Below are 14439 nucleotides of genomic sequence, written 5' to 3'. Positions count from 1 at the left end.
CCGTGTCACGCTTCTCCAATCTGGGCCACAAGCTCTACCAGGGCGAGGTCAGCTTCGACTTCGTCGGGCGCCGCAAGCTCTGGTACAGCATCTCCGGGGTGATCGTCCTGGTCGCCGCGATCGGCCTGGCGATGGGCCTCCACCTCGGCATCGAGTTCAAGGGCGGCTCGGTCTACACCGTGTCCAAGCCCGGGCTCTCGGTCTCGCAGGCTCAGGAGTCGGTCGACAAGATCGTCGAGTCGCACCCGCTGGTGCAGTCGACCGAGAACGGCAAGATCCGCATCCAGGTCTCCTCCGAGGAGAAGGTCAGCTCCTCGGTCATCACCGAGAACCTGGCGAAGGAACTCGGTGTCCCGGTCCAGGAGATCGAGGCCCAGGTGATCGGCCCCAGCTGGGGTGAGCAGATCTCCAACAAGGCCCTCACCGGTCTGGTCATCTTCATGATCCTGGTGACGATCTACCTGGCGATCGCCTTCGAGTGGCGGATGGCGGTGGCCGCCCTGGTCGCCCTCATCCACGACCTCCTGATCACCATCGGCGTCTACGCCCTGGTCGGCTTCGAGGTCACCCCGGGCACCGTGATCGGCTTCCTGACCATCCTCGGGTACTCCCTCTACGACACGGTCGTCGTCTTCGACACCGTGAAGGAGAACACCAAGGACCTCACGAAGCAGAACAAGATCACCTACAGCGAGGCGGCCAACGCGGGCCTCAACCAGACCCTGGTCCGCTCGCTCAACACCACGGTGGTCGCCCTGCTCCCGGTGGCGGCGCTGCTGTTCATCGGCGGCGGCTTCCTCGGGGCCGGCACGCTGAACGACATCTCGCTCGCGCTGTTCATCGGCCTCGCGGCCGGTGCCTACTCCTCGATCTGCGTCGCCACTCCGCTGCTGGCGCAGCTGAAGGAGGAGCAGCCGGAGATGAAGGCCCTCGCCAAGCGGGTCGCCCAGCGGCGCGCCGCGGAGGCCAAGGCGGAGGCGGCCAAGGACGCCGTCGTCGAGGACGGGGAGCCCTTCTCCGACGAGGACCAGCCGGCGGGTATGGTCGGTCAGCGCGGCAGGGCGGCCGGCACCACGCGTGCCAAGGGCCGTCCGTCCACCAAGCGCTGATCCCCGCTGACCCCTAAGGACCCTTCGTGACCACCGCCGACACCGCACTGGCCGAGCTGTTGAACAGCCGGATCAGGGACGTCCCGGACTACCCGAAGCCGGGCGTGCTGTTCAAGGACATCGCGCCGCTGCTCGCCGACGCCGAGGCCTTCGCGGCGCTCACCCGGGCGCTGGCGGACCGGGCCAGGGAGCTCGGGGCGACCAAGGTGGTCGGCCTGGAGGCGCGCGGTTTCGTGCTGGCGGCCCCGGCGGCCTTCGCGGCCGGGCTCGGCTTCGTGCCGATCCGCAAGCAGGGCAAGCTCCCCGGCGAGGTGTACCGCCGCTCGTACGAGCTGGAGTACGGCTCGGCGACGCTGGAGGTGCAGTGCGACGCCTTCGCGCCCGGCGAGCGGGTGCTGGTGGTGGACGACGTGCTGGCCACCGGCGGGACGATCAGTGCCTCGCTGGACCTGGTGAAGGAGGCCGGCGCCGAGCTCGTGGGCGTCGTGGTCCTGATGGAGCTGGGCTTCCTGGACGGGCGCGAGCGGTTGGCCCCGCACCTGGGCGGCGCTCCGCTGGAGACGCTGGTCACGGTCTGAGGTCCTCCTCGGTCAACGCTGCGACGGGCGGCGGTCGGAATCATCCGGCCGCCGCCCGTCGGCGTTCCGGGCCGGGCAGGACCGGACAGGACCGGACAGGACCGGGCCGTTCGTGTCGGTCGTGTGTCCGGTGCGTGTCCGGGGGCGGCCGACCGAACGCCCCGGCGCCCGGCTCGGTACCATGAAGATTCATCCCCTCCCGGTTGTGCGAGTCGCGCGATCCGCGCGGAGGGGCAGGCCGAGCGCCCCGAGGAGTGTCCTTGCCCGACGAGGTTGTGCCCACGGCCGCTGCGGCCGCCCCCGAGAACCGGCCCACGCCCTCGGGGGCCACCCCGGCACGCCCGGCGTCGACCCCGTCCCGCCAGGTCGCCCCGGCGGGTCGCCCGTCCACCGCCGGTGGCATGCGCGCGCGCCTCGCCCGGCTCGGCGGCCAGCGCTCCAGCGTGCTCAACCCGGTGCTGGAGCCGCTCTTCCGGTCCATCCGGGCCAACGACCCGAAGGCCGACCCGGCGCTGCTGCGCGACATCGAGAAGGCGTACGCGGTCGCCGAGAAGTGGCACCGGGGGCAGAAGCGCAAGAGCGGCGACCCGTACATCACCCACCCGCTGGCCGTGGCCACCATCCTGGCCGAGCTGGGCATGGACGCCCCGACCCTGATGGCCGGGCTGCTGCACGACACCGTCGAGGACACCGACTACGGGCTGGAGACCCTGCGCAAGGACTTCGGCGACTCGGTGGCCCTGCTGGTGGACGGCGTCACCAAGCTGGACCGGGTGAAGTTCGGCGAGGCCGCGCAGGCCGAGACGGTCCGCAAGATGGTCGTCGCGATGGCCAAGGACCCCCGGGTCCTGGTGATCAAGCTGGCCGACCGCCTGCACAACATGCGCACCATGCGCTACCTCAAGCGGGAGAAGCAGGAGAAGAAGGCCCGCGAGACGCTGGAGATCTACGCCCCGCTGGCGCACCGGCTGGGCATGAACACCATCAAGTGGGAGCTGGAGGACCTCGCCTTCGCGATCCTCTACCCCAAGATGTACGACGAGATCGTCCGGCTGGTCGCCGAGCGCGCCCCCAAGCGGGACGAGTACCTGGCCACCGTCATCGACCAGGTCCAGGGCGACCTGCGCGGTGCCCGGATCACCGCCTCCGTCACCGGCCGGCCGAAGCACTACTACTCGGTCTACCAGAAGATGATCGTCCGGGGCCGGGACTTCGCCGAGATCTACGACCTGGTGGGCATCCGGGTCCTGGTCGACACCGTCCGCGACTGCTACGCGGCGCTGGGCACCATCCACGCGCGGTGGAACCCGGTGCCGGGGCGGTTCAAGGACTACATCGCGATGCCCAAGTTCAACATGTACCAGTCGCTGCACACCACGGTGATCGGTCCCGGCGGCAAGCCCGTCGAGCTGCAGATCCGCACCTTCGACATGCACCGCCGGGCCGAGTACGGCATCGCGGCGCACTGGAAGTACAAGCAGCGCGCGGTGGCCGGCGCCTCCAAGGTCCGCACCGACACCCCGACCCAGACCCGCAAGGACGACAAGGCCGGCGCCGTCAACGAGATGGCCTGGCTGCGGCAGCTGCTGGACTGGCAGAAGGAGACCGCGGACCCGAGCGAGTTCCTGGAGTCGCTCCGCTTCGACCTGGCCAGCAACGAGGTCTTCGTCTTCACGCCCAAGGGCGACGTCATAGCGCTGCCGGCCGGCGCCACCCCGGTGGACTTCGCCTTCGCGGTGCACACCGAGGTCGGCTACCGGACCATAGGGGCCCGGGTGAACGGGCGGCTGGTGCCGCTGGAGTCGACCCTGGAGAACGGCGACGCCGTCGAGGTCTTCACCTCCAAGGCGGAGAACGCCGGCCCCTCGCGGGACTGGCTCGGCTTCGTCAAGTCGCCGCGGGCCCGCAACAAGATCCGCGCCTGGTTCTCCAAGGAGCGCCGCGAGGAGGCGATCGAGCAGGGCAAGGACGCCATCGCCCGGGCGATGCGCAAGCAGGGCCTGCCGATCCAGCGGATCCTGACCGGCGACTCGCTGGTCACCCTGGCCCACGAGATGCGCTACCCGGACATCTCCTCGCTCTACGCGGCGATCGGCGAGGGCCACGTCGCGGCGCAGAACATCGTCCAGAAGCTGGTGCAGGCGCTGGGCGGCGAGGAGGGCGCGACCGAGGACCTCGCCGAGACGGCGACGCCGACCCACGACAACCGCCGGGCGGCGCGCCGCCGGGCCAAGGGCGACCCCGGCGTGATCGTCAAGGGCGTCGAGGACGTCTGGGTCAAGCTGTCGCGCTGCTGCACCCCGGTACCGGGCGACACCATCGTCGGCTTCGTCACCCGCGGCAACGGTGTCTCGGTGCACCGCGCCGACTGCGTCAACGTGGAGGCGCTCAGCCAGCAGCCCGAGCGGATGATCGACGTCGAGTGGGCGGCCACCCAGTCCTCGGTCTTCCTGGTGGCCATCCAGGTCGAGGCGCTGGACCGCTCCCGGCTGCTCTCGGACGTCACGAGGGTCCTCTCGGACCAGCACGTCAACATCCTGTCGGCGGCGGTGCAGACCTCCCGCGACCGGGTGGCGATGAGCCGGTTCACCTTCGAGATGGGCGACCCGAAGCACCTGGGCCACGTGCTCAAGGCGGTCCGCGGCGTCGAGGGCGTCTACGACGTCTACCGGGTCACCTCGGCCCGCAAGTAGCGGTACGCGCGGCGGCAGCCGCCGCACGGTCGGCGGCGACGGAAAGGCCCCCGGGAACTGGCGAGTTCCCGGGGGCCTTCCTCGTGTCCGGCGGCCTCGGATCAGCCGCTGAACTCCTCCTGGCTCTTGTGCGCCTGCTCCAGCAGGGTCCGGACGCCCGACAGCTCGGACTCCAGCTTGGCGGTCCGGCCGGCGTTGCCGGCCGCGCGGGCCTTGTCCAGGTCGGCCTGGATCTTGTCCGCCTTGGCCTGGAAGAGGCCGACCATGCCGGCGGCACGGGCCTTGGCCTCCGGGTTGGAGCGCTTCCACTCGGAGTCCTCGACCTCGCGGATCGCCCGCTCGACCGTGTTCAGCCGGCCGTCCAGCTTCGGCCGGGCGTCGCGCGGCACGTGACCGATCGCCTCCCAGCGCTCGTTGATCTCGCGCAGGGCCGCCTTGGCGGCCTTGAGGTCGGTGATCGGCAGGATCGCCTCGGCCTCGGAGGCCAGGGCCTCCTTGAGCTTCTGGTTGGCGACCTGCTCGGCGTCACGCTCGCTGAACACCGCCGAGCGCGCCTGGAAGAAGACGTCCTGGGCGCCGCGGAACCGCGCCCACAGCTCGTCCTCGACGTCGCGCTGGGCGCGGCCGGCGGCCTTCCAGCGCGCCATCAGGTCGCGGTAGCGGGCCGCGGTGTCGCCCCACTCGGTGGAGGAGGAGAGCGACTCGGCCTCGACGGCCAGCGCCTCCTTGGTGGCCCGGGCCTGGTCGCGCTCGGCGTCCAGGGACGCGAAGTGCGACTTGCGGTGCTTGGAGAACACCGAGCGGGCGTGCGAGAAGCGGTGCCACAGCTCGTCGTCGCTCTTGCGGTCCAGCCGGGGCAGGCCCTTCCAGGTGTCGACCAGGGCGCGCAGGCGGTCGCCGGCCTCCCGCCACTGGGTGGACTCGGCGAGCTGCTCGGCCTCGGCGACCAGCGCCTCCTTGGCGGTGCGGGTCTCGTCCTGGGCCTTGGCCCGGGCGGCCTTGCGCTCCTCGCGGCGGCTCTCGATCTCGCCCGTGAGCGTGTCCAGCCGCTTGGCCAGCGCCGCCAGGTCACCGACCGCGTGCGCCTCGGTGACCTGCTCGCGCAGGTGCTCCAGCGCGGCCTGGGCGTCCTTGGCGGCCAGGTCGGTGGTGCGCACCCGCTTCTCCAGCAGGCCGATCTCCACCTCGATGCCCTGGTACTTGCGCTCGAAGTAGGCGAGCGCCTCCTCGGGCGAGCCGGCCTGCCAGGAACCCACGACGCGTTCGCCGTCGGCCGTCCTGACGTAGACCGTGCCCTGCTCGTCGACACGGCCCCACGGGTCGCTGCTCATAGCGCGTCCTCCACATGACGTCGCGTCCGCGCCGGGGCGGTCCGCATCCGTCGTCCACAGTTGATGTGCGGCGGACCGATGAGTCCGCCGTCCCCGTCCGCCGAGTACTGCTGCCGAGGGTGACGGCCGGCGGGTCTGGGCACCCTATACAAAGCCAACATAGGCGACCAGTCCCGGTGCTGTCCGCATCCGGGCCGGGCGATTTCGGGCCGGGACCGCGCCGGCGCGCCCCTCACGGGCGGCGCCGGGCGGTCCCGGGACCGGTCAACCCTTCGCGGTCGTCACCGTGTTGAAGGTGACGTCGGCCATCGGGTGGCCGTCCCCGCCGCCCTCCAGGGTGCCCGCGGCGGCGATCTTCTGGACCACGTCCAGACCGCCGGTGATCTTGCCGAACGGCGTGTAGTTCGGGCCGAGCTGGGTGTCCTTGTAGACGAGGAAGAACTGGCTGCCGTTGGTCCCCGGGCCGGAGTTGGCCATGGCCACGGTGCCCGCCGGGTAGGTGGCGCCGGTCAGGTTCTCGTCGGCGAACTTGTAGCCCGGGCTGCCGGTGCCGCCGGGCGTGGTGGCGCTGGCGGTCGGGTCGCCGCACTGCAGCACGAAGATGCCGCTCGTGGTCAGGCGGTGGCACTTGGTGTGGTCGAAGAACTGCTCGCCGGAGAGGAAGGCGAAGGAGTTCACCGTGTGCGGGGCCTTGGCCGCGTCCAGGGTGAGCGTCACCTTGCCGCAGTTGGTGTCCAGCGTCGTGGTGTAGGTGGCCGCGGTGTCGATGCTCATGGCCGGCTCGGCCTGCCACTGCTTGCCGTTCGGCGCGCCCGGCGCCGGGTCCGCGCACCCCTCGACCGGCTTGCGGGTCGGGACGGTGGGCTCGGTCGGGGTCGAGGTCGGAGCGGCCTGGGCGGAGGCCGAGTCCTTCTTGTCGTCCGAGTCGAAGGCGCCGGTCGCGATGAGCGTGCCGCCGCCGGCCAGCACGACCACGGCGAGCGAGGCGCCCAGAATCGTGTTGCGGCGCTTGCGCGCGGCCCTCTCGGCGACCCGGCGCTCCATCTGGCGCTCGTACTTGTCGCGGGCGAGCTGCCGCCGCCGCTGTTCGCTGCTGACCACCGGCTCAGTCTCCTACGGATGTGCGGTCTCGGACGTGGGGGCTTCGTGTGCGGATGTCGATGCGGATCATCGCATCCATCGGCGGCCAAGTGTAGGGACCGCGACCGTAAGAACGGGGTGAACCTGTCAGGTCGAGGTGAACCTGTCACGCGGATCTGGTTCGCAACCGGGCCCGCCCCGCCGGTAGGCTGCCCCTACATCACAGTTCGTAGCCGCATCCCGTAGCCGCCGCTGCGACCGACGCCCGAAGACCGACACCCGAAGGACGCGCGCGTGTTCATCGCCGGATTCCCCGCTGGAGCCTGGGGCACCAACTGCTACCTGGTCGCTCCGGCGCCGGGCGAGGAGTGCGTCATCGTCGACCCCGGCCACCAGGCCGCGCAGGGTGTCGAGGAGCTGATCCGCGAGCACCGCCTGAAGCCGGTCGCGGTCCTGCTCACCCACGGCCACATCGACCACGTCGCCTCGGTGGTCCCGGTCTGCGGCGCCAAGGGCGTCCCGGCCTGGATCCACCCCGAGGACCGCTACATGATGAGCGACCCGGAGAAGGCGCTCGGCCGCTCGCTCGGCACCCAGCTGATGGGCGAACTCACCGTCGGCGAGCCCGACGACGTGCGCGAGCTGACCGACGGCAGCGTGCTGGAGCTGGCCGGCCTCGCCCTCACCGTCGACCACGCCCCCGGCCATACCGGGGGGTCGGTGACGTTCCGGACACCCGGCGCCGAGGACCTCCCCCCGGTGCTCTTCTCGGGTGACCTGCTCTTCGCCGGCTCCATAGGGCGAACCGACCTCCCGGGCGGGGACGGCGAGGCGATCATGCGCTCGCTGGCCCGGGTGTGCCTGCCCCTCGACGACGCCACCGTGGTCCTCTCCGGCCACGGCGGACAGACCACCATCGGCCGTGAGCGCGCCACCAACCCCTACCTCCGACAGGCAGCGGGGGCGTCCGGCGCCCCGGCCTTCCCGCGACGAGGAATGTGACGGAAGAGAAGTTGAGCACCTTCACCGCCCCCAAGGGCACCTACGACCTGCTGCCCCCCAGCTCCGCGACCTTCCTGGCGATCCGCGAGGCGATCGCCGCGCCCGCCCGCCGGGCCGGCTACGGCTACGTCGAGACCCCGGTCTTCGAGGACGTGAAGCTCTTCTCCCGCGGCGTCGGCGAGTCCACCGACATCGTCTCCAAGGAGATGTACAGCCTCACCACCAAGGGCGGCGACGAGCTCGCGCTGCGCCCCGAGGGCACGGCCTCGGTGCTCCGCGCCGCGCTCCAGGCGAACCTGCACAAGCAGGGCAACCTCCCGGTCAAGCTCTGGTACTCCGGCTCGTACTACCGCTACGAGCGCGCGCAGAAGGGCCGCTACCGCCAGTTCTCGCAGGTCGGCGCCGAGGCGATCGGCGCGGAGGACCCGGCGCTGGACGCCGAGTTGATCATCCTGGCCGACGACGCCTTCCGGTCGCTGGGCCTGAGCGACTACGCGCTGCTGCTCAACAGCCTCGGCGACAAGCAGTGCCGCCCGGTCTACCGCACCGCGCTGATCGAGTTCCTGGACGGCCTGGACCTCGACGAGGACACCCGCCGCCGCGCCGGGATCAACCCGCTGCGCGTCCTGGACGACAAGCGCGAGTCGGTGCAGGCCCAGCTCGTCGGCGCCCCGATGCTGCGCGACTTCCTCTGCGAGGACTGCAAGGCGTACGACGAGAAGGTGCGCGAGCTGCTCACCGCCAACGGCGTGGCCTTCACCGACGACCCCAAGCTGGTCCGCGGCCTGGACTACTACACCCGCACCACCTTCGAGTTCGTGCACAACGGCCTCGGCGCCCAGTCCGCGATCGGCGGCGGCGGCCGGTACGACGGCCTCTCCGAGATGATCGGCGGCCCCGCGCTGCCGTCCGTCGGCTGGGCCCTGGGCGTGGACCGCACCTTCCTCGCGCTGGAGGCCGAGGGCGTCGCCCTGGACCTGCCCGCCGCGACCTCCGTCTACGCCGTCGCGCTCGGCGAGGAGGCCAAGAACGTCCTCTTCGCCAAGGTGGTCGAGCTGCGCCGGGCCGGCGTCGCCACCGACCTCGCCTTCGGCGTCAAGAGCATCAAGAACGCCATGAAGTCCGCCGACCGGTCCGGCGCCCGCTTCGCGCTCGTCGCCGGGGACCGGGACCTCGCCGAAGGCGTCGTCCAGCTCAAGGACCTGACCACCGGCGAGCAGCACCCCGTCGCCCTCGACGCACTCGTCACCACCCTGAAGGAGAAGCAGCTGTGATCCGCACGCACGACGCGGGCACGCTCCGCCCGGAGCACGCAGGCACCACCGTCACCCTGGCCGGCTGGGTCGCCCGCCGCCGCGACCACGGCGGCGTGGCCTTCATCGATCTGCGCGACGCCTCCGGCACCGTGCAGATCGTGGTCCGCGACCTCGACTCGGTGCACGGCCTGCGCGCCGAGTACTGCGTCAAGGTGGTCGGCGACGTCCGCGTGCGGCCCGAGGGCAACGAGAACCCGGACATCCCGACCGGCGCCGTCGAGGTCGTGGTCAGCGGGATCGAGGTCCTCTCCGAGGCCGCGCCGCTGCCCTTCCCGGTCGCCGAGTACGAGCCCGGCACGGTCAACGAGGAGGTCCGCCTCCGGTACCGCTACCTCGACCTGCGCCGCGAGGGCCCGGCCAAGGGCCTGCGCCTGCGCTCCAAGGTCAACAACATCATCCGCCGGGTGATGGAGGACAACGACTACCTCGACATCGAGACGCCGTACCTCACCCGCTCCACCCCCGAGGGCGCCCGCGACTTCCTCGTCCCGGTCCGCCTCCAGCCCGGCCACTGGTACGCGCTGCCGCAGTCGCCCCAGCTGTTCAAGCAGCTGCTGATGGTGGCCGGCATGGAGCGCTACTACCAGATCGCCCGCTGCTTCCGCGACGAGGACTTCCGCGCGGACCGTCAGCCGGAGTTCACCCAGCTGGACATCGAGGCCTCGTTCGTCGACCAGGAGGACATCCTGGCCCTCGGCGAGAAGATCATCGGCTCGATCTGGCGCGAGGTGCACGGCTACGAGGTCCCGAACCCGCTGCCGCGGATGACCTACGCCGACGCCATGGGCCGCTTCGGCTCGGACAAGCCGGACGTCCGCTTCGGCCAGGAACTCACCGACCTCACCGAGTACTTCCAGGGCACCTCGTTCCGGGTCTTCCAGGCCCCGTACGTCGGCGCCGTGGTCATGCCGGGCGGCGCCTCGCAGCCGCGCAAGCAGCTCGACGCGTGGCAGGACTGGGCCAAGGCGCGCGGCGCCAAGGGCCTCGCCTACGTGCTCATCGACGCCGAGACCGGCGAGCTGCGCGGCCCGGTCGCCAAGAACCTGTCCGAGGAGCACCTGGCCGGCCTGGCCGCCGCCGCGGGCGCCAAGAACGGCGACGCGATCTTCTTCGCGGCCGGCAAGCAGCGCCCCTCGCAGGAGCTGCTCGGCGCCGCCCGTCTGGAGATCGGCCGCCGCTGCGAGCTGATCGACGAGTCCCAGTGGGCCTTCCTCTGGGTCGTCGACTTCCCGATGTTCGAGCCCATCGAGGACGACAAGGGCGAGTTCCAGGGCTGGCACGCGGTGCACCACCCGTTCACCGCCCCGACCGCGGAGTCGCTGGCCACCTTCGACACCGACCCGGGCTCGGCGCTCTCCAACGCCTACGACCTGGTGCTCAACGGTTCGGAGCTGGGCGGCGGTTCGATCCGTATCCACCAGCGGGACGTCCAGAAGCGGGCGTTCGACGCGATCGGCCTCTCCGAGGAGGAGACCGCCGCGCAGTTCGGCTTCCTGCTGGACGCCTTCAACTACGGCCCGCCGCCGCACGGCGGCGTCGCCTTCGGCCTGGACCGGATCGTCACCCTGCTCGGTGGGTACGACACGATCCGGGACGTCATCGCGTTCCCGAAGACGTCCACCGGCGGCGACCCGCTGACCGGTGCGCCCACCCCGATCACCCCGGCGCAGCGTCGCGAGGCCGGCGTCGACGCCCAGCCGAAGGTCCGTGAGGACGCCAAGTCCGAGGCCCAGCCGAAGGCCTGACGCCGCATCCGCCGACATCGGCTAACCTTTCACGGCCCCGGACGGCATCACCGTCGTCCGGGGCCGGTCCACAACGGTGTGTGACAGAGAGAGGGTTCCCCCATGAAGGTCAGTACCAGAGTCGAGTGTCCCGAGGACGCACCCGCCACCAGACGCGTCCACATGGCCGCGTTCCCCGGCCCGGACGAGGCCGACCTGGTGGACGCGCTGCGCCGCGATCCCGCCTGGCTGCCCGGCCTGTCCGTGGTCGCGGTCGACGGCTCCGGGCTCGTGGTCGGGCACGCGCTGCTCACCCGGCTGCGGGTCGGCGAGGGCGAGGGCCTCGCGCTCGCGCCGGTCGCGGTCGCCCCGGAGTGGCAGCGCAAGGGAGTCGGCGAGCTGGTGGTCAAGGCGGCGCTGACCGCCGCCGAGGAGGCCGGCGAGACCCTGGTCGTCGTCCTCGGCGACCCGGAGTACTACGCGCGGTTCGGCTTCCTCCCGGCCCAGCGGCACGAGGTCACCGGCCCCTTCGAGGTGCCGGACGCGTACTTCCAGGTGCTCGCCCTGTCCGGGTACGACGGGTCTCCGCGGGGCCTGTGCCGGTACCCGGAGCCCTTCGTGGCCGTCTAGCCTCCCGGCCGCCCAGGGCCTGACGCCTGGGTCCCGATGCCTGCGGGCCGCTGCCGACGGTCCGACGCCCGGGGCCCGGCGCCGACGGTGCTAGGGCCTGGCGCCGAAGCCGACCGTCGCCCGGCAGCTGCGGACGAACGCGGCCATGGCGGGCGTCAGCCTCCGGTCCTTCGGCCAGTACAGCCCGACCTGGCTCGGGCTGAGTCCCCGCACCGGCCGGTACGCGACATCCTCACGCGGTGCCAGCCGGCTCATCGTTCCCGGGGCGAAACCGATGCCCTGGCCGCACACCACCGCGGTCAGCCACTCGTCGGTGTTGTGCGCCACCGCGCCGATCCGCACAGGTCGCCCGCCCCGCTCCCGGACCGCCAGCCAGTAGTCCCGCCAGTGCCCGGACTCGTGCGGAATCGCCACGAAGGGCTCGTCGAGCAGCTCCTCGAAGTCGATGACCGCACGGTCGGCCAGCCGGTGCCCGGCGGGCAGCGCCGCACAGCGCGGCTCCTCGCCCAGCACGGCGACGTTGTACCGCTCGGACAGCGACGGCGGGGCGTGCCAGAGCGTCAGGTCGATCTCGCCGGTCGCCAGGCCCGAGGTGGGGTCGAACCAGTTGTTCTGCCGCAGCTCCACCTGCCAGCCCGGCATCCGCCGGGTGAAGTCGGCGACCGTGCGCTGGGTCATCAGGTTGATGATGCCGCCCTCGAACCCCACCCGCAGCGTCGAGCCCTGCTCCGCCGAGGCCGCCCGGGTCGCGCGCAGCGCCTCGTCCCACCCGGACATGATCGCGCCGGTGTGCGCGGCCAGCGCCCGGCCCGCCCGGGTGGGCGCCATGCCGCGCCTCGACCGTTCGAACAGCTCCACCCCGAGCAGGGCCTCCAGCTGGCGGATCTGCTTGGTCAGCGTCGGCTGGGAGACGAACAGCCGGGCCGCGGCTGCGGTCAGCTGGCCCTCCTCGCAGACCGCGGCGAAGCTGCGCAGCAGCCGGGTGTCCACATCCATGCCCCAAGGTTATGGAACCGGAAATTGGACCCGTCCGGCAGGTCTGGGTCAAGGTTGACCGTCCGGCCTCCGGGCCGGCCCACGGGGGAGCCCGGCAGCGGCGGTTCAGGGGGCCGCCGCTGCCGCGCCGGGCACCCGGACCTGCGGGAGTCGCGTTCACCGCCTACCGTGAGGGGTCATCAGCACCCCGCCGAACGGAGGCACCCAGGTGGCAGCCAAGGCCCAGCGCGAGCAGACCGGTCAGGGCGGGAGGGCCGACAGCGGCGGGCGGCCGGACGCTCCGGCGGCCGGGCGGCTGGAGCGGAAGCCCTACGAGCGGGAGCTGCTCCGGCTCCAGGAGGAGCTGGTGAAGCTCCAGGAGTGGGTGCGGGCCGAGGGCGCCCGGCTGGTCGTGGTCTTCGAGGGGCGGGACGCGGCCGGCAAGGGCGGCGCGATCAAGCGCGTGACGGAGTATCTGAACCCCCGCATCGCCAGGGTCGTCGCCCTGCCCACGCCCACCGAGCGCCAGCGCACCCAGTGGTACTTCCAGCGGTACGTCGAGCACCTGCCGGCCGCCGGGGAGATCGTGCTGTTCGACCGCAGCTGGTACAACCGGGCCGGGGTGGAGAAGGTGATGGGCTTCTGCACCGACGAGGAGTACTGGCAGTTCCTGCACCAGTGCCCGATCTTCGAGCGGATGCTCGCCGAGTCCGGCCTGCTGCTGCGCAAGTACTGGTTCTCGGTCAGCGACACCGAGCAGGAGCGGCGCTTCCGGGACCGGCTGGCGGACCCGATGAAGCGGTGGAAGCTCTCGCCGATGGACGTCGAGTCGGTCGCCCACTGGGAGGACTACTCGCGGGCCAAGGACGAGATGTTCCTCCACACCGACACCCCGGAGTCGCCCTGGCACGTGGTGGAGAGCGACGACAAGCGGCGGGCCCGGATCAACATGATCGCCCACCTGCTCTCCACCGTCCCCTACCGGGAGGTCAGCCCCCGGGAGATCGTCCTGCCGCCCCGGCCCGCCTCGCGCGGCTACCAGCGGCCCCCGCGCGACCTGCAGAAGTACGTCCCGGACCACGCGGCGGGCCTCGGCCGGTCGTAGGGCTCGCCCGGTCGGGGCCCGCCGTGCCCGCCGTGCCCGGCCGGGACCCGCCGGGGCCCGCCGTGCCCGGCCGGGGACCGCTCCGGGAACGGGGAGGGGCCGGGAGGGGGCCGTACTGCTCCGAACGGCTCCGCGGCGTTGCCGGACTCCCGCCCCCGGCGTGCGATGGACGTGCTCGGGAAGGCGCGGGCGGCCGGCACGGCGCCCGCCGGAGGTCAGGAGACCCGCCCATGTTCGTTCGCACGGTCTACGCCACCGGCGACCCGGCCGCACTGGACCGGACCCTCGACGGCCTCCGCGCCGAGGCCGTCGGGCTGCTCGCCCCGCAGCCCGGCTACCGCGGCTTCGGACTGTTCGCCGACCGGGAGCTCGGCATCCTCACCATGGGCTCCTGGTGGGAGAGCGCCCGGGCGGAACGCGAGAGCGACGAGCGGCTGCGCGGACGGCGGGCCGAACTGCTGGCGCCGTTCGCCGGGACGGTGACCACGGACCTCTGGCAGGCGGTGGTCGCCGCCCGGCCCGTGCAGGCCGGTCCGGGGGCCTGGTTCCGGCTGGCCCGGTTCGACTTCGACCGGGTGCAGGGCGACCGGATCGCCGCCGCCTTCCGCGAGCGGGCGCTGCCCGCGATGCAGCGGATCGACGGGTTCCTCGGCGGCTCCATGCTGTTCGCCGTCGAGGACGAGCGTGGTTCGGTGGGCGGGCTCTTCGCGGACCGGGCCGCGCTGGTGGCCTCCCGCGGCGCGGTCGCGGAGGCCCGGGCCCGGGCGGTGGCCGGCGGCGGGGTGAGGCTGCGCTCGCTGGAGGAGTTCGAGGTGATCCTGCTCGACCTGCCGAAGCAGCCGTCGCCGTAGTCGTACGCCGTGGTCCTGGTCGTGGTCGTACGCCGTCGTCGTGGC

At 72.0% G+C, this 14439-nt stretch carries 11 protein-coding genes and 1 pseudogene; 9 read left to right on the top strand and 3 right to left on the bottom strand.

What is annotated here, in order from left to right; translation table 11 throughout:
- Positions 1 to 2: 2 nt before the first annotated feature.
- The 3 genes and pseudogenes from secF to ACFWIC_RS29880 all read left to right on the top strand — a co-directional run.
- Entirely contained in the window at positions 3 to 1109 is a 1107-nt protein-coding gene (gene secF, locus ACFWIC_RS29890; protein WP_329882255.1) for a protein translocase subunit SecF, read from the top strand.
- 26 nt (positions 1110 to 1135) lie between these two features.
- Entirely contained in the window at positions 1136 to 1687 is a 552-nt protein-coding gene (locus ACFWIC_RS29885; protein ID WP_329949838.1) for an adenine phosphoribosyltransferase, read from the top strand.
- Between the two features lie 368 nt (positions 1688 to 2055).
- Positions 2056 to 4380, top strand: a pseudogene (locus ACFWIC_RS29880) (RelA/SpoT family protein); the annotation flags it as partial.
- 101 nt (positions 4381 to 4481) lie between these two features.
- On the opposite strand, the gene ACFWIC_RS29875 reads toward ACFWIC_RS29880, so the two are convergent.
- Together ACFWIC_RS29875 and ACFWIC_RS29870 are read right to left on the bottom strand one after the other, a co-directional pair.
- Positions 4482 to 5711 (bottom strand): DUF349 domain-containing protein, encoded by a 1230-nt coding sequence (locus tag ACFWIC_RS29875; protein ID WP_329882253.1) that lies wholly within the window; start codon positions 5709 to 5711, stop codon positions 4482 to 4484.
- A gap of 264 nt (positions 5712 to 5975) precedes the next feature.
- Positions 5976 to 6812 (bottom strand): peptidylprolyl isomerase, encoded by an 837-nt coding sequence (locus ACFWIC_RS29870; protein WP_329949839.1) that lies wholly within the window; start codon positions 6810 to 6812, stop codon positions 5976 to 5978.
- Between the two features lie 273 nt (positions 6813 to 7085).
- Here ACFWIC_RS29870 and ACFWIC_RS29865 point away from each other — a divergent pair, with 273 nt between their 5' ends.
- The 4 genes from ACFWIC_RS29865 to ACFWIC_RS29850 all read left to right on the top strand — a co-directional run bounded on the left by ACFWIC_RS29865 (position 7086) and on the right by ACFWIC_RS29850 (position 11463).
- On the top strand, positions 7086 to 7793 hold the full coding sequence (locus tag ACFWIC_RS29865) for an MBL fold metallo-hydrolase (RefSeq protein WP_329949840.1): 708 nt from the start codon (positions 7086 to 7088) through the stop codon (positions 7791 to 7793).
- Positions 7794 to 7804: 11 nt separating this feature from the next.
- Positions 7805 to 9067: a histidine--tRNA ligase gene (gene hisS / locus ACFWIC_RS29860; RefSeq protein WP_380520437.1), complete on the top strand. Its 1263-nt coding sequence runs from the start codon at positions 7805 to 7807 to the stop codon at positions 9065 to 9067.
- Complete coding sequence (gene aspS / locus ACFWIC_RS29855) at positions 9064 to 10854, top strand: aspartate--tRNA ligase (protein WP_380520436.1); 1791 nt, start codon at positions 9064 to 9066, stop codon at positions 10852 to 10854. Before hisS ends, aspS begins: the two co-directional genes overlap by 4 nt.
- A 102-nt stretch (positions 10855 to 10956) precedes the next feature.
- Positions 10957 to 11463, top strand: coding sequence for an N-acetyltransferase (locus ACFWIC_RS29850; RefSeq protein WP_329882246.1), 507 nt, complete (start codon positions 10957 to 10959; stop codon positions 11461 to 11463).
- A gap of 90 nt (positions 11464 to 11553) precedes the next feature.
- Here the strand turns inward: ACFWIC_RS29850 and ACFWIC_RS29845 are convergent, their stop codons facing one another.
- On the bottom strand, positions 11554 to 12459 hold the full coding sequence (locus ACFWIC_RS29845) for a LysR family transcriptional regulator (RefSeq protein ID WP_329949843.1): 906 nt from the start codon (positions 12457 to 12459) through the stop codon (positions 11554 to 11556).
- A gap of 295 nt (positions 12460 to 12754) precedes the next feature.
- On the opposite strand from ACFWIC_RS29845, the gene ppk2 reads away from it, so the two are divergent.
- Positions 12755 to 13543, top strand: coding sequence for a polyphosphate kinase 2 (gene ppk2, locus ACFWIC_RS29840; RefSeq protein WP_329882375.1), 789 nt, complete (start codon positions 12755 to 12757; stop codon positions 13541 to 13543).
- A gap of 230 nt (positions 13544 to 13773) precedes the next feature.
- The gene (locus ACFWIC_RS29835) at positions 13774 to 14394 is read left to right on the top strand and encodes a hypothetical protein (protein ID WP_380355374.1); all 621 of its coding nucleotides are present in this window, start codon (positions 13774 to 13776) and stop codon (positions 14392 to 14394) included.
- Positions 14395 to 14439: the final 45 nt, after the last annotated feature.

The organism is Kitasatospora sp. NPDC127035, from assembly GCF_042726075.1.
In the GTDB taxonomy this organism is placed as follows: domain Bacteria; phylum Actinomycetota; class Actinomycetes; order Streptomycetales; family Streptomycetaceae; genus Kitasatospora.
The sequence above is the reverse complement of the archived record's forward strand: the minus strand, read 5'-3'. Positions and strand labels throughout refer to the sequence as shown.